Source organism: Hyunsoonleella sp. 2307UL5-6 (genome assembly GCF_047345485.1).
In the GTDB taxonomy this organism is placed as follows: domain Bacteria; phylum Bacteroidota; class Bacteroidia; order Flavobacteriales; family Flavobacteriaceae; genus Jejuia.
The window spans coordinates 209,892-230,407 of the sequence record NZ_JBLFEN010000006.1 but is presented as its reverse complement, the minus strand read 5'-3'; the positions used below and the strand labels follow the sequence as shown (position 1 = coordinate 230,407).

Genomic DNA, 20,516 nt, shown 5'->3' with positions numbered 1-20,516 from the left:
GACGATTAAATGAATAATTTAAAAGAGATAGTTTCTGCTTTTTCAAAAGAAGAACAACAAGGTTTCATATCATATTTAAAAAAAAAGAACAAGCGAAAGGATAATAAAAACATCCTGCTTTTTAAGTTACTGCTTAATGAAGATTTAAGCTCAGACACCATTTGTATGACACTTTATAACTCTAACAAAAAAGGTGCTTATCATGCTTTAAGAAAGCGTTTATTCCAATCTATCATAAATTTTTCAGCAAATACTAGCTTAGAAGAGGAAAACTCAATTCAAATGGAGTCAATTCGCTATATTTTAGCTGCTCGCAATTACCTGCAACAGAAACATTATAAAACGGCCTACAAAATCTTAAATAAAGCTGAAGCTATTGCAACAGATCATCATTTGTTTCCAATACTTAACGAAATATATAGTACAAAAATTCAGTTTGCACATGCTTTACCCAATATAAATTTAGATGATATTATTAATCGATTTAACCATAATAGAGAAAAGTACCATTTAGAAGACAGACTAAACATTATTTATTCTAAAATAAAGTACAAAATAACACACGGCAATACATCTGATTTTAAAACTATACTTGATGAGACACTTAAAGAATACCAATTTGATGGTGTTAACAAACTCTCTTTTAAATCTCTATACCAACTTATTAGTATTGTGACTATTTCGGCGTTTGCAACAAATGATATTTTAAATATTGAAACTTTTTTGATGGATACTTATAATACTATACTACATCGAAAAGACAAAGACAAGCAACCCTATTATCATATTCAAATTCTATATCATATAGCAAATACTCTATTTAGAAATAAAAAATTTAAAACTTCAGAGGTGTACTTACAACAGATGTATCATTTAATGCTTCAACATAAAAATAAATATTACAACACCTTTAAACTTAAACACCTACTAATTAAGTCATTAAACCTTAACTATTCGAACAAACAAGCTGAGGCCATTAATATTATTAAGCCATTTTTAAATAAAAAACACACAGATATTGCATCTGTTTTAGATATACATCTTAGCTTAGTAATGTTTTATTTTCAAAATAATGACTTAAAAAAAGCACATCAAATACTAGCCAAATTTTACCATAGTGATACATGGTATACTGAAAAATCGGATATTGAATGGGTTATAAAAAAGAATTTAATTGAGATACTTTTACATATTGATTTAGGCAATACCAATGTTATAGAATCTAAGCTTCTAAGTTTTAAAAGACGTTATTTTGAGTATTTAAAATCTATCCACCAACAACGCGTTATAGATTATTTAAGCCTTGTGGAAACTTATTATAAAAACCCTGAAACTATAACAACAGAAGAATTTAAAACTTTAGTTGAAAATTCTTTTGAATGGATAGAACCAAAACAAGAAGATATTTTTGTAATGAGTTTTTTCGCGTGGTTAAAAAGTAAAATGACTAAAAAACCACTATACAATACCACCATGGAACTTATAACAATAAGTGGACAACAAGAAAATTAAAATATTTTATATTTGCTTAATGCCCAAAAAAGCCTTAACCATTTTTTGTATACTATCTAGCCTACTTTGCTTTACCCAAAAGCAAGATAGTTTGGTTTTTAAAAACGGTATAGAACGACCTAGTATTTTATCTACTCATCATTTCGGGATTTTTAGCTCTAGAATAAATCAAAAATATAAAATTACACCTGTAAAACAACCAACTGTTTCTGCAAATTATACCAGTGGCAATACCTTTCACCCTTTTGTTGAAGCCTATTTCCCAAAAGACCCTATTGTTAGAGAGCAACAACGCGAAAGACTATGGTACCAAAGAAACTTTAACTTTATAGACCAAGAAACTACACCTGCCGATTACATGAATATAGTTATTGATGCAATTATTAAAGAATTTAGAATTGATTATAATTTCGCATTATCAAAAGTGCACGAATTAGATATAACTTTAAGATCGTATTTAATAACTAAAGGCAAGCACCCCTTTTCTATTTTTACTAGTGATGAAACTATCGAATGGTTTCATAGTAATGTAGCTGGTGGAGAAGACCCTTTTGGAAGACGATTTTACGGTTTAAACCAAGTAAACTTTGAATACTTAGATAGAAACGGAAGGACACTCTCACTAAATGCTAACGATTTTTTTGTTGGCGGCGTAGAGATAAACCACTTGTACTATCCTGATTTTCTTAAAAATAAAAAACGCCAAATTTATTTTAATTTAGGGCATCACATAGGCGTTAATACCTCTAGATTTAATACATCATTAGATTATGGTATTTCTATAAACGGTATTAAAAGAGTAGTACTAAAAAACAAAAACGAATTTAATATTGGCATAGGCTCTAGTTTACTTAGAAAGAACTTTGTGAATTTTAAATCTGACAATATAGATTTAGGTAATAATGCTCTATTAGCAACTATAGAAAGCCACGTTGAGTTTACCAAATACACAAAAAAAGGAAACTACAATGCCTTTGGTATTAATTATCGCATTCAGTCACGTTTTAATAAAAAAGATGAAGAAGGTTATTATAAACTTTTGGGGAAATGGCAAGAAATTAATGGTGGTTGGCACAATGGAGTAGCAACACTTTACAATGCCTTATCTGATTGGAGTTTAATTTACACCTACGGCAACCCTAACTACAAGGTTTCATTATTTCTTAAACAAGATTTACTTGTTAATAATGCACCCGACTTTCAAACAGGTATTAATTTACAGATTCCAATTTCAAAGTAAATCAACTCCATATCACACCTACAATATTACAAGATACACCCCAAAACAGTTAAAGTATTATTAATTTAGAGGGGATACACCTTATAAATAGTAGCGATATAACTAATTTTACTGTAAAATTTAAATTTTATTTTATTTTGAAACATTACATTAAAGTACTGTGTCTATCAGCTACGATATTACTATCAGCATGTGGCACTTCAAAAAAAGCAACAAAAGCTGCGGCTCAAAAAAAAGCTATGTTAGCCAAAAATGAAGCTTCTAAAAAACAAAAAAAAGGAGCTATTCAACCTTACAGTAAAATAATTACAAAAGCTACTAAAACAGACGACGGGTTATTTAAAGTTCACAAAACAGATGGTCAATTTCTTTATGAAATACCAGACTCTCTTTTAGGGAGAGAAATGCTAATGGTTACACGTATTGCTAAAACTGCTAGCGGACTAGGGTTTGGTGGCGGAAAAGAAAACACACAAGTACTGAGGTGGGAGAAAAAAAATAAAAAAATACTGCTTAGGGTAGTATCGCACAATGTGGTAGCAGACAAAAATCTACCAGTACATCAAGCTGTTGTAAATTCTAATTTTGAGCCTGTTTTATACACATTCCCAATACAAGCATTTAGTAAAGATTCTACTTCTACTGTAATTGATATTAGTGATTTATTCAAAAAAGATGTAAAGGCATTAGGCTTAAGTTCTCGCTACAGAAAACGCTACAAGGTATCCCGATTAGATGATAACAAATCGTTTATAGAATCTATAAAAAGTTACCCTTTAAATATCGAAGCGCGCCATGTTAAGACATACAATGCTTCTGAGCCACCATCTAACTCTAGTACTGGCACAATTTCTATAGAAATTAATAACTCTATGGTATTACTCCCAAAAACCCCAATGAAACGCCGCTATTTTGATGAACGCGTTGGCTGGTTTACAAGTAGCCAAATTGATTATGGAACTGATGCTCAAAAAAGTGAGACACTTACTTATTTAGACCGTTGGAGACTTGAAGTTAAGGACGAAGATATAGAGAAGTTTAAACGTGGTGAGTTGGTAGAACCAAAAAAACAGATTGTGTATTATGTAGACAGAGCTACACCAAAAAAATGGAGAAAATACTTAAAACAAGGTATCGAAGATTGGCAGGTTGCTTTTGAAGCTGCCGGCTTTAAAAATGCCATTATTGCTAAAGAGCCGCCAAGTATAGAGGAAGACCCAGAATGGACTCCTGAAGATGTACGCTACTCGGTAGTACGCTATCTTGCCTCTCCTATACCCAACGCAAACGGCCCTCACGTTAGCGATCCACGATCTGGAGAAATTTTAGAGTCTGATATCAACTGGTATCATAATGTAATGAGTTTGGTAAATGGTTGGTTTTTTGTACAAACAGCCGCATCTAATCCTGAAGCAAGAACTGCAGAATTTAGCGATGAAGTTATGGGCGAATTAATACGTTTTGTTTCTGCTCATGAAGTTGGACATACTCTAGGATTGCCACATAACATGGGAAGTAGTGCTGCGTATAAAGTTGAAGATTTACGCAACGCAGAGTTTACACAAAAATACGGAACAGCGCCATCCATTATGGACTATGCACGCTTTAATTATATAGCGCAACCAGAAGACAAGGGTGTAGCATTATTTCCTAACGTTGGTATCTATGATAAATATGCTATTGCTTGGGGCTATAAACCCATTTTAAACAAAACTGCTAAAGAAGAAAAGCAAACACTAAATAGCTGGATATTAAAACATGCTGGAGACCCATTATACAGGTTTGGACACCAACAAGTAGGAAATGTAGTAGACCCAAGTTCTCAAACAGAAGATTTAGGTGATAATGCTATTTTAGCTAGTAATTATGGTATAAAAAACTTAGAGAGAATAGTACCTAACTTAATAGAATGGACAACTAAAGACGGGTATGATTATACCGATTTAAAAAAGATGTACGGACATGTTATTTCGCAATTTAATCGCTATATGGGCCATGTTTCAAATAACATAGGTGGCATTTATGAAAACTACAAAACTGCCGATCAAGACGGTGCTGTTTATACTTATGTTGATAAAACACATCAAAAAAACTGTTTAAAATTTATTAATGAGCAACTATTTACAACTCCTGAATGGCTTATTGATACAAACATTTTTAATAAAATTGAATTTACAGGATCAGTAGAACGTGTGAGAGCCATACAAGCCAGAACATTAAATAATATTTTAAGTTTAGATAAAATGGCTAGAATGATTGAAAATGAATCTTTAAATAATCAAAAAGCTTACACTGTTACAGAAATGATGCGTGATTTAAGAAACGGTGTTTGGTCTGAGTTAAATACAGGTCGTAATATTGATACTTATAGACGAAATTTACAACGCGCACACATTGACAGATTAGCGTATTTAATGACAGCAGAAACACCTAAAACCAGACGTATTAGCTCACGATACATTAAAACCACACCTGTTACAACTAGTCAATCTGATATTAGAGCCGTAGTTAGAGCTGAGTTAAACACTCTAAAACAAAGAATAAATTCTCGTATTAGTGGTAAAAATGCAATGAGTAGAATTCACTTAAAAGATATCATTGAGAGGATTAATACAATTCTCGATCCTAAATAATATTAAAGTATATTTTAGTTTAAAGAGGCTGTCTGAAAAGACAGTCTTTTTTTTGTTAAAACACAGTTAAAATAAAATAGACTTTAAACCATTATACATTTTAGGAGTCCAAGCATTGAACGTATAAATAATTTAAGACATGAAAAAACTTATAATGATTGCAATTGCAATTTGCACAATACAAATTACAACTGCACAAGAACCAAACAACAAAAGAAATGCAATGGCTAACCTAACGCCTGAAGAAGTTGCAACCTTGAAAACAAAAAAAATGGTATTACATTTAGATTTAAACGATGCACAACAGGATGACATCTATAAAATAAACCTAGAGCAAGCCAAAATGCGAAAAACTCACATGGCTGAAAGAAAAGCAAGAAAACAAAGCGGTGCAGCAGGTAAACCTTCAAAAGAAGAGCGCTTAGCTATTGCAAATAAAAGATTAGATCATCAAATTGAGGTTAAAGCTAAAATGAAAAAGATTTTAAGTGATGAACAGTATGCTAAATGGGAAGCATCTATGGCTAAAAGAGAGGGTAAAATGAAACACAAAGGCAAGAAAAAGCGTGGTAATAAAAAAGCATAAATAAACGTTTGAGTTTTATTTATTTTAGTGATTTTTTGGTAAAGAAGCACCTTTTTTCAAGGTGCTTTTTTTTATATATTTTTTGCCACTTTATTTACCGCATTTATTGTAAAATCTAAATCCTCGTAAGTTAAAGCATCAGTAAGAAACCAGGTTTCAAAAGCACTAGGTGCAATATACACACCTTCTTTTAACATGCCGTGAAAAAATTTTTTAAACGTACCATTATTACCTTTAGCCGCAGATGTAAAGTCATAAACTTCACCTTCATCAAAATGCACCGAAATCATAGAACCAACACGATTAATGGTGTGCACAATATCATGGTCTGATAAAACTTTAGCCATACCTTTATGTAAATATTCGGTTTTTTTAGCTAACCGATCAAACACTGCTGCATCTGTATTAAGCGCTGTTAACATTGCTAATCCTGCTGCCATTGCCAATGGATTCCCACTAAGAGTACCTGCTTGATACACCGGACCTAAAGGCGCTAAATGATTCATTATCTCATTTCTAGCAGCAAAGGCTCCAACAGGCAAACCACCACCTATAACTTTACCAAAACAAACGATATCAGCATCTATTCCATATAATTCTTGAGTACCACCTTTGGCAAGCCTAAATCCTGTCATTACTTCATCAAAAACTAATAAAATTTTATTGGTATCGCACAATCGTTTTAATGCGCTTAAAAACTCCTTTTTTGGAGGAATACACCCCATATTTCCTGCTACAGGCTCTATTATTACGCATGCTATTTCATTTTTATTAGCATTAATTAAAGTTTCTACACTGTTAATGTGGTTATAATCTGCCAATAAGGTATCTTTAGCAGTACCTTGTGTTACTCCAGGACTATTGGGTGTACCAAAAGTACTTGCACCACTTCCTGCTTGAATTAAAAAAGAATCTGAATGTCCATGATAGCAACCTGCAAACTTTATTATCTTATCTTTTCCAGTATACCCACGCGCTAAACGAACAGCACTCATACAAGCTTCAGTACCAGAATTCACAAAACGAATTTTATCAATATTTGGCACCATATCAACAGCTAATTCTGCAATTTTGGTTTCAATTTCGGTAGGCATTCCAAAAGATGTTCCTTTTTTTGCTTTTTCTACAACTGCATTAACTACAGGTTCGTAAGCATGCCCCAATATCATTGGTCCCCATGAATTAATATAGTCAATTAAACGATTTCCATCTTCATCATATAAATAAGCACCTTTTGCTTCTTTTACAAAAACTGGTGTACCACCAACACCTTTAAATGCTCGTACTGGTGAGTTTACACCGCCAGGAATCACCTTTTCTGCTTCAGCAAACAATGCGCTACTTCGCTTATAAATCATAATTATTTTATTCTATTTTATTATCAAAACCTGTCCTATTGCTAAACCGGTACCTGTTATATTATTTGCATTTTGTATCGCTTTTACCGAAGTATTATAGCGCTTAGAAATACCATACAAAGTATCACCTTTTACAACAACGTGTTTTTGTATTTTCTCTTCAGTCTTAAACTTACGTTTAGCTGTATTTACACCAAGTACCTCATCATCATACTTGTACAACTCATACCTTTCTATGAGACTAATAAGTTTTTGGGGGTATTTTTTATCAGTTGCATAACCTGCAGCTCTTAAACCTCTTGCCCACTCCTTGTAATTAGAAACATTTAAATCAAATAAACTTGCATAACGTTTTCTTGAGGTTAAAAACAAAGAGTGATCTCTAAATGAATATTTAGCACTATTATATTTTCTAAAACACTCCCCTTTTGCATCGTCATCATGATAAATTTTAGCACCTGTCCATGTATGGCATTTTATACCAAAATGGTTATTTGCTTCTACCGACAGACGTCCTTTTCCAGAGGCTGACTCTAATATTCCTTGCGCCAAGGTAATACTAGCAGGAATATTATATAACGTCATTTCTTTTTGTGCAATAGCTGCAAAGGTTTCAATATATTCCTGAGTAGAATTTATTTTAGAAACCACTGGAGTAGCACCCTCTTGTTGTCCTACAGGTTGTTTTTTATTAACTACAACTTGTTCCGTTTGTTTCGTTTTAGTTTTCTTAGTAACAACTGTTTTCTTAGACCCACAACTAAAAATTAAAAAACTAAGCAGTACTATTAAAAATGACTTTTTCATCTAACTTGTATTAAAGGCAATTGTTTTTTCTTTAAAATAGCATTCATACCATCTATCCCTTGTAGACCACCAGTATGAATTGCTAAAATTTTTGAACCTTCGGGAAAATAATTTTTCTGAATCAAATCTAAAACACCATACATCATTTTACCTGTATATACAGGATCTAATTGAATATTGTAATCTATTTTAAATTGATTTATAAATGTTATTAATTCTGAATTTACTTTAGCATACCCACCAAAATGATAATCAGTTATTAAATCCCAATTTTTATGTGTTACAAATTTACTAATATCTTGATGTAAAAACGAACCTTTTAGCGCTGGAAAACCTAAAACTTGTAGACTAGGTTTTAAACAATTAATAAGTCCAGAAATAGTACCACCTGTTCCTACTGCACAACATACTACATCAAAATCGTTATCATTTTTATTCAAAATTTCTTCACACCCTTTTACAGCTAGTGCATTTGTACCGCCCTCAGGTATAAGATAAAAATTTTCAAACTCATTTTTCAATTCGGTTAAAAATAATTGAGACGATTTTTCTCTATACTTAGCTCTGGATACAAATTTAAATTGCATCCCATTTTTTTTAGCAAAACTTAAAGTTGGATTACTCTCTATTTTATATTGAAGTTCCTCACCACGAATAACACCTATAGTATTAAAACCTAATATATTCCCAGCAGAAGCTACAGCTGCTATATGATTAGAAAATGCACCACCAAAAGTTAGCAAAATAGTACAACCTGATGCTTTAGCCTCCTTTAAATTGTATTTTAATTTTCGATATTTATTGCCAGATACAAATGGATGCAATTGGTCTTCTCTTTTTAAAAAAAGTTCTACACCAGTGTTATTTACAAGGTTAATCTGTTGATTTTTAGAGTTTTCAAAATCAAACTGTATCATGCTTTTATATACATTAAAAACGCCCAAAACTTTCTATGCTTCAAGTAATTCAAATCATAATCTCTAGCATAAGCCTCTCTTTCAAAAGAAATAGTCTTATAAGCAATATGCCAATTTTTGAAATATAGTAGCCTAATAAAAAACTCGATTATGTACCACACATAAAATGGAATAATCAACAACTCTAACTGTTGTTGTAAATGAATTTTCTCATGATTTATTAGAGTTTTACTTGACTTAAGATCTTTATGATTTAAAAATATAAAAGGAAATATAGATATTCCTGTATACCCTTTTGGAACCAAATATTTAAAAACTAAAACCATCGTATCAAATTACGGCAAAAATTAAACCACAAAATAATTCTTTAAAATTAAATATCTTTGTTATCTATGAAAAAGATTATACCGCTTGAAGATGGCGATTACTACTTAACACCCGAAGGCTATCGTTGTTTTACAGAACAGTACCATTTAAAACGCGGGTATTGTTGCGAAAGTGGCTGCAGGCATTGCCCATATGGCTATAACACTAATAAAAGCGCAATAAAACGCTGATTTTCACACAATATGGTACGATTCTTGATGTATTATTAAAATACCAAAGAGAGATGCTTTATTGAAAGCAGAACATTAAATAAAATATTTTTGCTATGAAAAAATTACTTAAAACCCTTCCGCTTTTAGCCCTATTAATTGTTGTAAGCTCATGTTCATCTGTTCGTGTATCAACAGATTATGATAGAAAAACAGAATTTGACTCATTTAAAACTTTTGCCTTTTTTAAAACAGGTATTGATAAAGCCGAAATTAATGATATCGATAAACGCCGTATACTACGAGCTATTGAAACAGAATTATTAGCTAAAGGTTTCACAAAATCTGAAGATCCAGATATATTAGTTAGCATATTTACAAAATCTAACCAACGCGTAGACGTTTACAACAACGCCTGGGGCAATGGCGCTTGGGGTTGGGGTGGTTTTGGCTTTGGAGGCTTTGGCTGGGGCGGTTTTGGACCTGGTTGGGGTTGGGGTTGGAACCAACCTGCAGTTTCCACTCAAGTTGAAGGTGTACTTTTTGTAGACCTTATTAATGCGAAGAAAAAAGAACTTGTTTGGCAAGGTATGGGTACAGGATACTTAGCAAAAAAAACGGATAAAAAAATTGAACGTATTAACGAGTTTGTTTCTAAAATAATGGAACAATACCCACCTGAGGTAGAAAAATAAAATAGTAAAGCGACTCGATTGAGTCGCTTTTTTTATGCAAAACTGATTTTTAATTAAATTTTAAAATTAATGCATCGTAAGATGATGTCAAATAAATTAAAGTTTTCTGAAAGACTTGCATAGAAAGAATCACCCTAGCATTAGTATTGCTGAAAACGCAATCCAGAAGTTGAACGACTTATTGATGATGGGTTGGAGATTGTTAGAATATATTTAATAATGGGGGGTTAAAAATTAAACCTTACTAATGGTGTAAGCGTAATTGCCTCTACACCGTTTAAAGAATATGATAATTTAGCTCTTAAAGACACATTTATTGAGTTATTCTCAAACAACCGATACCCGAGTGCTATTGCCAACCCTAAATCATCACTAGACCTACCCGGATTGCCTAGTTCAAAACCGTTAGGTTCTTGATCTAAAATAGGGTTAAAATAAAAAATGGTAAAAGCACTCATAGTAAGATCTAATCCATTATCAAAAAACTTACCATATTGCAATTCTATATATTGTATTTCATCTTCTAATCGATAATCATCAAAAACCAAAACTCTATCTTCATCTAAAACACCTGTACCATTCAAAATATTAGTATAAGATTGCATAGTAAAACCTAAACCTATAAAGCGTCTATTTTTAAATACATACTTGGTGGCAATTTCAATATTTTTACCAATTAAGGGTGTACTAAACTCAACTCCTCTTAATAGCTGAAAGTCATTTTTTTCAGTATCACCTGTTAAAGCTATTCCATAACCAAATTCAAACTGAAACCTTTTATATTGATCTTGTGCATTAGATACTCCCGTTAAAATCAAACTAAATATTGCTATGGGAATTATATTTAAAAATTTCATATTTATAACTTATAATTAAGGTTAAAAACTAAACTATAAAAATTAGCTTGTATAGGTTGTGTAAACACTTTTTTATTATGAATTTCGAAAAAAGCAAATGCATTAATCCCAATGGCTATTTTCTCCCATAACCAATATCTAAATGAAAAACCTGGTGTAGTAAAAGGTCTGTTAATACTATCTTTTCTTAACGCTGTGTCCACACGAGTTATTTCTCCAGTTTCTGAATTAAACCCTAACGAATCGAATTTTTGTACTTCTGCATTGGAACTATAAACACCAAAACCTAAATAAATAGAAAATTCTGTTTTAGGAGTATTAACAAAGTAAAAATGTCCCTTAATACCAGCAGCATAAGTTTCTAGTTTTTCCCAATTAAAAAAAAAACTTTCATTCCTATTTAAGTACTCTAAGACTTGAGAATTACTATTAAAAAATGATTTTGTGTTATTAGTGTATGATCTATTTATAAAAACTTCATAAGCAAAATCGTTACTCAAAATATGTTTATATCCAATTTCTAAAACATTGTTATTTTTTTGCTCAAATACATCTGGAAAATAAGCAATTCCTGCATTTAGTATTAAACTCTTTTTATGATTAGACTTAAATTCTTGAGCCGACAAAGCATAAATAAATGATAGATAAAGTAATGAAGTTAGGTATATTTTCATATTATAAAATGACACACTCTTCTGTAAATAAAAATACAAAAGAGTGTTTTATTATTGTAAAATTAATCTATATCAGTATAATAATGTCGTAATGTGTATTCAAATATGCCAGCTTGTTTTACGTTGTAATTTACATTATCAACTTCATCCCATATTTTTTCCCCAGTGACACCTGTTCCAACAATAGTAGATAATATTTGTCGTCTTGACAATGCTCTTTTTTCTCTAAACTTAGCGGCACCAACCTCTACTTTAACTTTTGTAGTAATTGTTCGTTCTGCAGAAGGTTTAGGCTCTCCGTCTTCTAATTTAAAACCAGCTTTAATAGTTAGTTCAGCACTAGCAGATGCCTTTAAATGGTGCTTTGAAAATATAAAGAAAGCTTGCTCATTTTCAGATAAATTCCAATCATCATCAAACTCAGTATTTGCATCTCTCCAATATTTTTTCTTTGCTGCTCGTCTTGTTATTTTTAAGTCTGCTACTAAATAAGTATTAGGTTCTGGAATAATTATGCCATTTTCAATTTTAACTTTCCCATCAGCTGACCCTCTATGTATCTCCAATTTTTGGTGAGTAGCTCCAAATCCCAACCACTTTTTCCCTTTTACTCTAAATCGTCTAAGCCTAGTACTTAAAATATCTTTTTGTTCAACAGTAGTATGATCTACATTATAGGTTAGGAGTTTTGGTAAATTTTCATCATCTAAAGGGTCTGGTGGACTTATAGGACCTCCTGGACCTGGACCTCCTGGGCCTTTAGACACACAATCATCTCCAGATATACTTCTATAATTTAATTTATCACAAGGATCCATTGGTTTCACAACATAAGTTTTATTGTCTTCAATAAAATCATCATTTATTTCCACAGCTACTGGTTCATTTAAAGTTTTTGAATATTGAGTATTTGTGAATTTGTAAGCTTCGTTAGTTTTGGTAAAATACGATGGCTCATATGATACATAAAAAAAAATCTTCGTTTACAGTATTTTCCAACTCTTTATAAGGCACATAAATCTCCAAATGTTCGTTTGCTATATTATCAAGAATGTAATTTATTACACTTTCATCATTTAAAGACTTATTATTTACATTTAATTTATCTATTAAATGAGTTAAAACTTTACTATTATTCTTTATTTCAGATTTTAATTGTGATACAAATACATTTTGCTTCAAATTTTTTGCAAATATAAATTGTTCTATTTCATTCTCTCTAAGCCCCTCTTCTTTACCTAGTAAATAAGACAAACTTATTTTATCGCCAAATTGAGATAGAGGCTTCATTTCACTATCTAAATACTCTAAAACTTTAGGCTTATTAAGTGTATATCCTATTAGTTTAGAATAATCATTTAAAATTGCGTCATGCTCATTTTTTTTTGAAGTATCGAAAATGGCTTCAAAATTATCAATTTTATTAATTGTTAAATCAGTATTTTCTTCTTTAGAACAAGACAAAACACTTACGATAAGTAAGATTATCAAAAAATTTTTCATTTTATTTTAGGTTAATGATTTATAGCACAAGTGTTAACACCTACAAAACCTTATTATTCTGGGTATTAAATTGCGAAAAAAATCAATAGATCTATTTTAAAAATTGTAAGACCTAATTAAACATTAATTTAAGTTTGTATTTGAGTTTAATATTTATCTTGTCTTCTAATAAATATAAACTGATTACTGTCTAAAGGGATGTCTAAACCCAAATAAAAAATCAGCGCTGATTGTGCTGTACAACGTATCTTTTAATTATGATTTGCTTAGACATTAACACATCTATAAGTAAAAGACTTCATAAACGTATGAAAAAAAAAAAAGAAAGAAAGAAAAAAATCAGAAAAGGCGAAAAAAAAATTCTTTTGTAATAAAATAAATGTATTTAAGATGAGGTAAAACCGTAAAGCAAAAGAATGATTGAATACTTAATCAAAAATCACAAAACAAAAACATAAAATATTTGGTGTTTTAATTAACGAAGTTAACGTTATACTTCGCAAAATACACAGATTAAGCTATCTAAAACGCTTAAGCGTTTTCTTAGTAAACTCGCTTAACACCAATCTACCACTTATTTTTGCGCGTTCCTCTAAAAGCATGTCCCAATTTTCAGTATCCTTCCACATTACTTTTTTCATTTCAGTTAAAGCTTCAGGGTTATAACTAGCTAATTTTTCGGCTAGTGTTTTTACCGCAATATCTAAGTTTTCTACAGTATCAAAAACATCAGCATATAGGCCTTTATCTTTTGCAAACTGCCAAGAAAAAAAGGTTTCTGCATCTATACTCATTTGAGACATGGCTATGTTACCAATTTTTCGAGACACTGCAGGCTCTATTACAAAAGGGCCAATACCAATACTTAACTCGCTTAAACGGATGGATGCGTATGTTGTGGCTAAACAATAATCGGTTGCTGCAGCTAAACCAACACCACCACCAACAGTTTTACCTTGTACACGACCAATAATTAACTTTGGGCATTTGCGCATAGCATTGATAACATTTGCAAAACCTGAGAAAAACTGCTTACCTTTTTCTTCTGTATCTATAGCTATAACTTCGTTAAAACTAGCGCCTGCACAAAACGTTCTATCGCCACCACTTTTTAAAACAATAACCTTTACAGCATGGTTTACTCCGGCACTATTAATAGTTTTCTCTAATTGCAACAATACATCACTTGGTAGTGAATTTCTGCTGGGGTGAAAAAACTCAATATATCCAACACTATTTTCTATTGAAAGCGTTACATATGGCTCCATATATTCCTGTTTTTTAATGGTTGAATATACCTAAAAATAATGTAATTCAATACGAAATAATAACACCAAATATTAAAATATTAGTAACTTTATAAAAAGTTAAAAGCAATGGGATTATTAAGTTTTTTCTTCAAAAACAATTCAAACAAAATAAAAGCATTTTTAGATAAAGGTGCTGTAATTTTAGATGTAAGAACCCAACGAGAATGGGATGAAGGCCATATTACAAATGCCATACACATACCTTTAAGTGATTTAAAACATCATATAGAAGACATTAAAAAATTAAACAAACCAGTAATTGCGCATTGTAAGAGCGGTGTACGTTCTGCAAAGGCAACAAAAGTTTTAAAACTTTATGATATTGAAGCTATTAATGGTGGTGGGTTAGCTGATTTAAAATTAATTATAAAATAACAGCATCTAGTGTTTCCTGATTTAAAATAGGGGTTTCGTTGTATTTTAACGTCCAACCTAATGAATTTGTTAAGATGTAAAACTTAGATAATTCACTAATCAATCTATTTTTAGCATTGGTTTTTATATCAGAATTCTCAATTTTTTTAGATAATGCTTCTTTTACTGTTTTATTAATGGCGTTGTAATCTTTGGCTTCAAACGGGTTTAAATAATCGGCTTGCACGTCATAATATTCTAAATCTGGGTGTATTTTAATCTCTTCTGCAGGAATATTTGTAATAGTTAACGTTTTATTAGCGGTATCAATAGCATATTCAATTTTACTTAAATCGTAAGCCACTGTAACCTCAGCATTTACAACCACTAAAGCCTTTTTTTCGGCCGATAATAAATCGCCAAAAACATCTTTAGAATTTTTATAAGTAAACACTTCACTAAAATGTCCTTCGGTAACCACTAATTTCCCAACATTTTGTATTTGTTCTTGAATAAGTGTAGAGCTTTCTTTTAAAAAAGTATGCTCTTGCTTTTTATCACCACAATATTTAAATGCAAAAAGTATAACAAGTGTAACTACTACACCAAATAGAATTTTTTTCATGTTCTAATTTAGACATAAAATCTAAATTCTAAAAGTAAAAAAATTGGGCATAAAAAAAACATCAGTTTCCTTCGACATAAGAAGTCTAACTAATGTAATTATGTTACCCCCCGATAACACTGTAAAATTATACTATTATTTTACTTTTTAAGTTACCCAATTGTTAATATAGCTTTAAATTAAGTTGTTTTTTTTGCCTTTTGTACTAACACTTATTAATGTAACTAAAGTTAATACATATTATAAAAACGAAAAACACCAACAACTCAATGTTTATAACAGAAGAGTGATTGATGTTTTATGTATAAACTGATTAATAGCATATACAATTTATATTATTTTGTTTAACCATTTACTCTTTTTCGATTAACAGTTTAAAAAAAAGATTAAACGTAACAATTTGATTATCAAAGTAAAAAACACTAACAAATAATGTTGCAGTTTATTAAGTAACTAACTCTAAACTTTGGTAGTAATTACTCAAAAAAAGTTTTTATGTGATTCAAACATATAACATAATGAAAGTAATACGAAGAATTACGTATATTTAAAATACAATATGCGGAAATTGGTTAGAAATTGACTGCTTTTTAGTTTCTAATTTTTGAAGAAAATACTGATTTGCAGTAGAGTTTGGATTAAACGGTTTGTGAGCCATATCCCTTTGTATTCCCTCAATAGCATCCATAGTTTTGTCACAGGTCTCTGAAAGCCAAACGCTTTTAAATCTATTCCAAATATAATTAATAGCTAATGAGCTTGGATGAATCATATCATCATTATAGAAACGGTAATCGCGAAGTTCGTCCATCATAATCTCATACGATGGAAAATAATGAGATTGTTTTTTTTCGATTGAGGTCTTTTGATTTAGGAATTCATGAATACCTGAAATTAAATGTGCTTTACTTTGCATATTCTCCACAACACCATCTTTTAAATGACGTACTGGAGACACTGTAAAAATTACAGATACTTTAGAGTTTACAGACTTAATAATCTCTGAAATTTTGTGTAATGAATTTAAAATATCATTAATAGATAACAATTCCTTCTTGAATTGTTTTTGAGATACTTTATGGCAATTAGCAACAATATGTCCTGTTTTTACATCTCGATACACCCATGCAGTACCAAGCGTAATTATAATATGAGAAGCTGTTTTTAATTTTGAAGCAGTTACCTTAATCTGTGTGTTAAGTTGCTGTATAATGTTATCTTTTGAAGTACTACTTAATTTTGAATGTGCATCAAAACACTGCCATTGTTCATTATTAAAAAAAACATCCGTATCACTATATACTTTGCCTTCAACTGCATTTGATACTAAATTTTCGATAGCTTTAGGTTGAAATAAAATACCAAATGGATTTTGAATATTTTGAAACTTGAAATACTCCAGTTTATCGCCAATATTTTCTGAAAAACATGATCCAATCAATAAAATATCAGAATTATAGTCTATCAAATTTTTAGACTGCTTTACTAATTTTATTTTGGTTTGAAGATTCATATATTTTTCTCGCAAAGGCGCCAAGACGCAAAGATTTCTAGAGTTTGTTTACTATTCTTGTTATGCCATTCTTAATAAAAACTTCATTAAAATTTATTAATAAACCTAACTTCAATTCTGCAATTTTCAAATAGGTTAATAACTGCTTTGGATGAACTGGCTCTAATTTTTTAACTGATTTCAACTCAACTATAACTTTATTCTCCACAATCAAATCAGCACGAAAGCCTGCTTCCATTTGAATACCCTTATAATAAACAGGAAGATCAATTTGACGCTTAAACGCTATTCCTTATTGTTTAAGTTAATAACACAGTACTTCTTCGTACACAGATTCTAATAATCCTGGACCAAGCTCAACATGAATATGATAACTCTTATCTACTATCATTTTAGCTATTTCGTTTTCTGTCATATACACTTTTTCTTTTCTCGCAAAGGCGCTAAGACGCAAAGGGATGTGTTTGTATTTAAAACTATTCTTAAATCATCAATATTAGAAATATTTAATTACGCTTTTACACGTGATTAACACATATATTTTGTCTCTTAAAGCATCGCATCAATCCCCGAGCTTAAATAATTAAAAAAACTAATTCTTATCAATGAAAACCAACAAATAAAGGATTCCAAATACTCATTCCACTTCCTGAGCAATCAATTATAACCTTATCTTTTTGCGTCTTCGCGCCTTTGCGAGAGATTTTTAACCAAGATAATTTTTTGCAAGAGAAAGTGCCTCATCAATTCCTTGAGGATTCTTACCACCAGCAGTAGCAAAAAATGGTTGTCCACCACCACCACCTTGGATGTGTTTTCCTAATTCACGAACCACTTGTCCTGCATTTAAATCCTTACTAGCCACTAATTCTTTTGAGATATAACACGATAACAATGCCTTACCGTTTTGTTCTGTAGCTAATAATAGGAATAAATTATTAAACTGGCTCCCTAATTCAAAAGCCACATCTTTTAATCCACCAGCGTCTAAATCTAATTTCTTAGCTAAAAATTGTACACCATTAATATCTTGAAGTTCCTTTTTAAGTTCTCCTTTAATATTTTTGGCTTTATCCTTTAATAAATCATCTATCTGTTTTTGCAAGTTTGCATTGTCTTCTTGTAATTTTTGAAGTGCTTTTACAGGTTCTTTTGTATTGTTTAAAAGATCTTTCATTTGAAAAAATATGCTGTTATTTTCTTGGTAAAAATCTTTAACAGCATCATTAGTAATGGCTTCAATACGTCTAATTCCTGATGCAACAGCACCTTCTGAAACTATTTTGAAATGCCAAATATCGGCCGTATTATCTACATGTGTACCACCACAAAGTTCTATAGATTTACCAAAACGGATAGATCGTACGGTATCTCCATACTTTTCACCAAACAAACTCATAGCACCATCAGCAATTGCTACTTCTTTTGGCACATTTCGTTTTTCAATTAAAGGCAATTTTCCTTCTATTCTTCGGTTTACAAATTGTTCTACATCGCGTAATTCATCAACAGTCAATTTAGAAAAATGAGAAAAATCAAAACGTAAATATTTAGAATGTACAGCACTACCCTTCTGCTCAACATGTGTTCCTAAAACTTCACGTAATGCTTGATGTAACAAATGTGTTGCTGTATGGTTACACTCTGTTCTGTAACGCTGTTTAGTATCTACAACTGCCTTGAAAGTGTTATTTAAATGAACTGGCAAATTCTTTGAAAAATGTATAATTACATTATTTTCTTTCTTCGTATCTAAAATATAAACCACATCGCCATGTGTATCTTCTAAATATCCCTTATCGCCTACTTGCCCACCACCTTCAGGATAAAACGGTGTTACGTTAAATACCAACTGATACATATCACCTTCTTTTTTAGAAGATACCTTTCTATACCGTGTTAATTTAGCGTTAGCTTCTAAAGTATCATAGCCTACAAATTCTTCTTTAGCGTCTTCAACTAAAATAGTCCAATCGTCGGTAGACATTTCACTGGCAGCTCTAGATCGTGCTTTTTGTTGTTGTAATTGGCTTTCAAACCCTTGTTCATCAAGTTTTAATCCTTTTTCAGAAAGAATTAATGCTGTTAAATCTATAGGAAAACCATAAGTATCATAAAGCTCAAAAGCTTTTTCACCAGAAACTGTATCACCCTTAGCGTCTTTAACAATACGATTTAAAAGCACCAAACCTTGATCTAGAGTTCTTAAAAACGATTGCTCTTCTTCTTTAATTACGTTTTCAATAAGTTGTTTTTGCGCTTTCAATTCTGGAAATGCAGCTCCCATTTGTTTACTTAAAACATCTACTAATCTATATATAAAAGGTTCTTTTTTATCTAAAAACGTAAAACCATAACGTACAGCACGTCTTAAAATACGCCTGATAACATAACCAGCGCCTGTATTACTAGGCAACTGCCCATCGGCAATTGAAAATGCTACGGCACGCACATGATCAGAAATTACACGTATGGCAACATCTGCTTTATCCTCTTTGTTATACTGGGTATTTGTTATGGTTTCAATTTCTTTAATTATTGGTGTAAACACATCCGTATCATAATTAGATTGTACACCTTGTAGTACCATACATAGGCGTTCAAAACCCATACCCGTGTCAATATGTTTATTTGGCAATGTCTCTAAAGTTCCGTTTGCTTTACGGTTGTATTGCATAAATACCAAATTCCAAATTTCTACAACCTGCGGATGATCCATATTTACCAAAGTTTTTCCATCAATTTTGGCTTTTTCTTCTGCGGAGCGAATATCTACATGAATTTCACTACAAGGGCCACAAGGTCCTTGCTCTCCCATTTCCCAAAAATTATCTTTTTTATCACCTTTTAAAATGCGGTCTTCGGTTATATGTACTTTCCAAAAATCATAGGCCTCTGTATCCATTTTGGTACCATCTTCTTCATCACCTTCAAAAACAGTAACATAAAGTATATCTTTGTCTATACCATAAACTTCGGTAAGTAATTCCCAAGCCCAGGCAATGGCCTCTTTTTTAAAATAATCACCAAAACTCCAATTACCTAACATTTCAAAAAGTGTATGATGGTAAGTATCATACCCCACTTCTTCTAAATCGTTATGCTTACCAGAAACACGCAAACACTTTTGTGTATCAGTAATTCTATTATTTTTTGGTTGGGCATTTCCTAAAAAGTATTCTTTAAAAGGTGCCATCCCAGAGTTAACAAACATAAGGGTGGGATCATCTTTTAAAACCATAGGTGCAGATGAGACTATGCTATGTTGTTTACTTTCAAAAAAACTTAAAAATTTAGATCTTACGTCTTGAGATTTCATGGCTGTAAATATGCTATTCTTCGTTAAATTATAGTTTTTATAAAACAATTTCTATCTTTACTCACTAGCACAAATTT

General features: G+C 31.2%; 19 protein-coding genes and 1 pseudogene. 7 read left to right on the top strand and 13 right to left on the bottom strand.

Going from position 1 to position 20,516, the window contains the following annotated elements:
• Positions 1-9: 9 nt before the first annotated feature.
• The 4 genes from ACKGJY_RS12745 (at position 10) to ACKGJY_RS12730 (ending at position 5,971) form a co-directional block, all read left to right on the top strand.
• Positions 10-1,512 (top strand): hypothetical protein, encoded by a 1,503-nt coding sequence (locus ACKGJY_RS12745; RefSeq protein WP_413974282.1) that lies wholly within the window; start codon positions 10-12, stop codon positions 1,510-1,512.
• A 19-nt stretch (positions 1,513-1,531) separates the two neighbouring features.
• Entirely contained in the window at positions 1,532-2,752 is a 1,221-nt protein-coding gene (locus tag ACKGJY_RS12740) for a hypothetical protein (RefSeq protein WP_413974281.1), read from the top strand.
• A 137-nt stretch (positions 2,753-2,889) separates the two neighbouring features.
• The gene (locus ACKGJY_RS12735) at positions 2,890-5,385 is read left to right on the top strand and encodes a zinc-dependent metalloprotease (protein ID WP_413974280.1); all 2,496 of its coding nucleotides are present in this window, start codon (positions 2,890-2,892) and stop codon (positions 5,383-5,385) included.
• A gap of 139 nt (positions 5,386-5,524) precedes the next feature.
• Positions 5,525-5,971 (top strand): hypothetical protein, encoded by a 447-nt coding sequence (locus ACKGJY_RS12730; RefSeq protein ID WP_413974279.1) that lies wholly within the window; start codon positions 5,525-5,527, stop codon positions 5,969-5,971.
• Positions 5,972-6,042: 71 nt separating this feature from the next.
• Here the strand turns inward: ACKGJY_RS12730 and hemL are convergent, their stop codons facing one another.
• The 4 genes from hemL to ACKGJY_RS12710 are packed head-to-tail and all read right to left on the bottom strand — an operon-like array spanning position 6,043 to position 9,379.
• Positions 6,043-7,329: a glutamate-1-semialdehyde 2,1-aminomutase gene (gene hemL / locus ACKGJY_RS12725; protein WP_413974278.1), complete on the bottom strand. Its 1,287-nt coding sequence runs from the start codon at positions 7,327-7,329 to the stop codon at positions 6,043-6,045.
• Positions 7,330-7,341: 12 nt separating this feature from the next.
• Complete coding sequence (locus ACKGJY_RS12720; RefSeq protein WP_413974277.1) at positions 7,342-8,136, bottom strand: glucosaminidase domain-containing protein; 795 nt, start codon at positions 8,134-8,136, stop codon at positions 7,342-7,344.
• Positions 8,133-9,053 (bottom strand): 1-aminocyclopropane-1-carboxylate deaminase/D-cysteine desulfhydrase, encoded by a 921-nt coding sequence (locus ACKGJY_RS12715; RefSeq protein WP_413974276.1) that lies wholly within the window; start codon positions 9,051-9,053, stop codon positions 8,133-8,135. The genes ACKGJY_RS12720 and ACKGJY_RS12715 overlap by 4 nt, the downstream gene beginning before the upstream one ends.
• Positions 9,050-9,379 (bottom strand): hypothetical protein, encoded by a 330-nt coding sequence (locus tag ACKGJY_RS12710; RefSeq protein ID WP_413974275.1) that lies wholly within the window; start codon positions 9,377-9,379, stop codon positions 9,050-9,052. Before ACKGJY_RS12710 ends, ACKGJY_RS12715 begins: the two co-directional genes overlap by 4 nt.
• Before the next feature lie 66 nt (positions 9,380-9,445).
• On the opposite strand from ACKGJY_RS12710, the gene ACKGJY_RS12705 reads away from it, so the two are divergent.
• Positions 9,446-9,610 (top strand): DUF5522 domain-containing protein, encoded by a 165-nt coding sequence (locus ACKGJY_RS12705; protein ID WP_413974274.1) that lies wholly within the window; start codon positions 9,446-9,448, stop codon positions 9,608-9,610.
• A 95-nt stretch (positions 9,611-9,705) separates the two neighbouring features.
• Entirely contained in the window at positions 9,706-10,284 is a 579-nt protein-coding gene (locus tag ACKGJY_RS12700) for a DUF4136 domain-containing protein (protein ID WP_413974273.1), read from the top strand.
• A 227-nt stretch (positions 10,285-10,511) separates the two neighbouring features.
• Here the strand turns inward: ACKGJY_RS12700 and ACKGJY_RS12695 are convergent, their stop codons facing one another.
• From ACKGJY_RS12695 to ACKGJY_RS12675, 5 genes are all read right to left on the bottom strand, one after another.
• On the bottom strand, positions 10,512-11,141 hold the full coding sequence (locus ACKGJY_RS12695; RefSeq protein ID WP_413974272.1) for a hypothetical protein: 630 nt from the start codon (positions 11,139-11,141) through the stop codon (positions 10,512-10,514).
• 2 nt (positions 11,142-11,143) lie between these two features.
• The gene (locus tag ACKGJY_RS12690) at positions 11,144-11,815 is read right to left on the bottom strand and encodes a hypothetical protein (RefSeq protein ID WP_413974271.1); all 672 of its coding nucleotides are present in this window, start codon (positions 11,813-11,815) and stop codon (positions 11,144-11,146) included.
• Between the two features lie 62 nt (positions 11,816-11,877).
• A complete protein-coding gene (locus tag ACKGJY_RS12685; RefSeq protein WP_413974270.1) occupies positions 11,878-12,687 on the bottom strand; it encodes a hypothetical protein in 810 nt (269 codons plus the stop codon).
• Between the two features lie 82 nt (positions 12,688-12,769).
• The gene (locus ACKGJY_RS12680; protein ID WP_413974269.1) at positions 12,770-13,318 is read right to left on the bottom strand and encodes a hypothetical protein; all 549 of its coding nucleotides are present in this window, start codon (positions 13,316-13,318) and stop codon (positions 12,770-12,772) included.
• 518 nt (positions 13,319-13,836) lie between these two features.
• Positions 13,837-14,586, bottom strand: a complete 750-nt coding sequence (locus ACKGJY_RS12675; protein WP_413974268.1) for an enoyl-CoA hydratase/isomerase family protein — start codon at positions 14,584-14,586, stop codon at positions 13,837-13,839.
• A gap of 108 nt (positions 14,587-14,694) precedes the next feature.
• Between ACKGJY_RS12675 and ACKGJY_RS12670 the strand changes: the two genes are divergently transcribed.
• Positions 14,695-15,003 carry a rhodanese-like domain-containing protein gene (locus tag ACKGJY_RS12670; protein ID WP_413974267.1) on the top strand — a complete coding sequence of 103 codons (309 nt, stop codon included), beginning with the start codon at positions 14,695-14,697 and terminating at the stop codon, positions 15,001-15,003.
• Here ACKGJY_RS12670 and ACKGJY_RS12665 read toward each other — a convergent pair.
• From ACKGJY_RS12665 to alaS, 4 genes and pseudogenes are all read right to left on the bottom strand, one after another.
• Positions 14,993-15,607, bottom strand: a complete 615-nt coding sequence (locus tag ACKGJY_RS12665) for a DUF4230 domain-containing protein (RefSeq protein WP_413974266.1) — start codon at positions 15,605-15,607, stop codon at positions 14,993-14,995. The two genes, ACKGJY_RS12670 and ACKGJY_RS12665, sit on opposite strands and share 11 nt — an antisense overlap.
• Positions 15,608-16,154: 547 nt before the next feature.
• Positions 16,155-17,120, bottom strand: coding sequence for a GSCFA domain-containing protein (locus tag ACKGJY_RS12660; protein ID WP_413974265.1), 966 nt, complete (start codon positions 17,118-17,120; stop codon positions 16,155-16,157).
• A gap of 37 nt (positions 17,121-17,157) precedes the next feature.
• Positions 17,158-17,511, bottom strand: a pseudogene (locus ACKGJY_RS12655) (GxxExxY protein).
• Positions 17,512-17,826: 315 nt separating this feature from the next.
• The gene (alaS, locus tag ACKGJY_RS12650; RefSeq protein WP_413974264.1) at positions 17,827-20,439 is read right to left on the bottom strand and encodes an alanine--tRNA ligase; all 2,613 of its coding nucleotides are present in this window, start codon (positions 20,437-20,439) and stop codon (positions 17,827-17,829) included.
• Positions 20,440-20,516: the final 77 nt, after the last annotated feature.

What these genes read in the sequence shown, in the direction of transcription:
- hemL (WP_413974278.1), bottom strand. Translation starts at nt 7,329, where the DNA reads ATGATTTATAAGCGAAGTAGCGCATTGTTTGCTGAAGCAGAAAAGGTG.
- ACKGJY_RS12690 (WP_413974271.1), bottom strand. Translation starts at nt 11,815, where the DNA reads ATGAAAATATACCTAACTTCATTACTTTATCTATCATTTATTTATGCT.
- ACKGJY_RS12710 (WP_413974275.1), bottom strand. Translation starts at nt 9,379, where the DNA reads ATGGTTTTAGTTTTTAAATATTTGGTTCCAAAAGGGTATACAGGAATA.
- ACKGJY_RS12665 (WP_413974266.1), bottom strand. Translation starts at nt 15,607, where the DNA reads ATGAAAAAAATTCTATTTGGTGTAGTAGTTACACTTGTTATACTTTTT.
- ACKGJY_RS12695 (WP_413974272.1), bottom strand. Translation starts at nt 11,141, where the DNA reads ATGAAATTTTTAAATATAATTCCCATAGCAATATTTAGTTTGATTTTA.
- ACKGJY_RS12680 (WP_413974269.1), bottom strand. Translation starts at nt 13,318, where the DNA reads ATGAAAAATTTTTTGATAATCTTACTTATCGTAAGTGTTTTGTCTTGT.
- ACKGJY_RS12660 (WP_413974265.1), bottom strand. Translation starts at nt 17,120, where the DNA reads ATGAATCTTCAAACCAAAATAAAATTAGTAAAGCAGTCTAAAAATTTG.
- alaS (WP_413974264.1), bottom strand. Translation starts at nt 20,439, where the DNA reads ATGAAATCTCAAGACGTAAGATCTAAATTTTTAAGTTTTTTTGAAAGT.
- ACKGJY_RS12715 (WP_413974276.1), bottom strand. Translation starts at nt 9,053, where the DNA reads ATGATACAGTTTGATTTTGAAAACTCTAAAAATCAACAGATTAACCTT.
- ACKGJY_RS12675 (WP_413974268.1), bottom strand. Translation starts at nt 14,586, where the DNA reads ATGGAGCCATATGTAACGCTTTCAATAGAAAATAGTGTTGGATATATT.
- ACKGJY_RS12740 (WP_413974281.1), top strand. Translation starts at nt 1,532, where the DNA reads ATGCCCAAAAAAGCCTTAACCATTTTTTGTATACTATCTAGCCTACTT.
- ACKGJY_RS12705 (WP_413974274.1), top strand. Translation starts at nt 9,446, where the DNA reads ATGAAAAAGATTATACCGCTTGAAGATGGCGATTACTACTTAACACCC.
- ACKGJY_RS12730 (WP_413974279.1), top strand. Translation starts at nt 5,525, where the DNA reads ATGAAAAAACTTATAATGATTGCAATTGCAATTTGCACAATACAAATT.
- ACKGJY_RS12670 (WP_413974267.1), top strand. Translation starts at nt 14,695, where the DNA reads ATGGGATTATTAAGTTTTTTCTTCAAAAACAATTCAAACAAAATAAAA.
- ACKGJY_RS12720 (WP_413974277.1), bottom strand. Translation starts at nt 8,136, where the DNA reads ATGAAAAAGTCATTTTTAATAGTACTGCTTAGTTTTTTAATTTTTAGT.
- ACKGJY_RS12745 (WP_413974282.1), top strand. Translation starts at nt 10, where the DNA reads ATGAATAATTTAAAAGAGATAGTTTCTGCTTTTTCAAAAGAAGAACAA.
- ACKGJY_RS12700 (WP_413974273.1), top strand. Translation starts at nt 9,706, where the DNA reads ATGAAAAAATTACTTAAAACCCTTCCGCTTTTAGCCCTATTAATTGTT.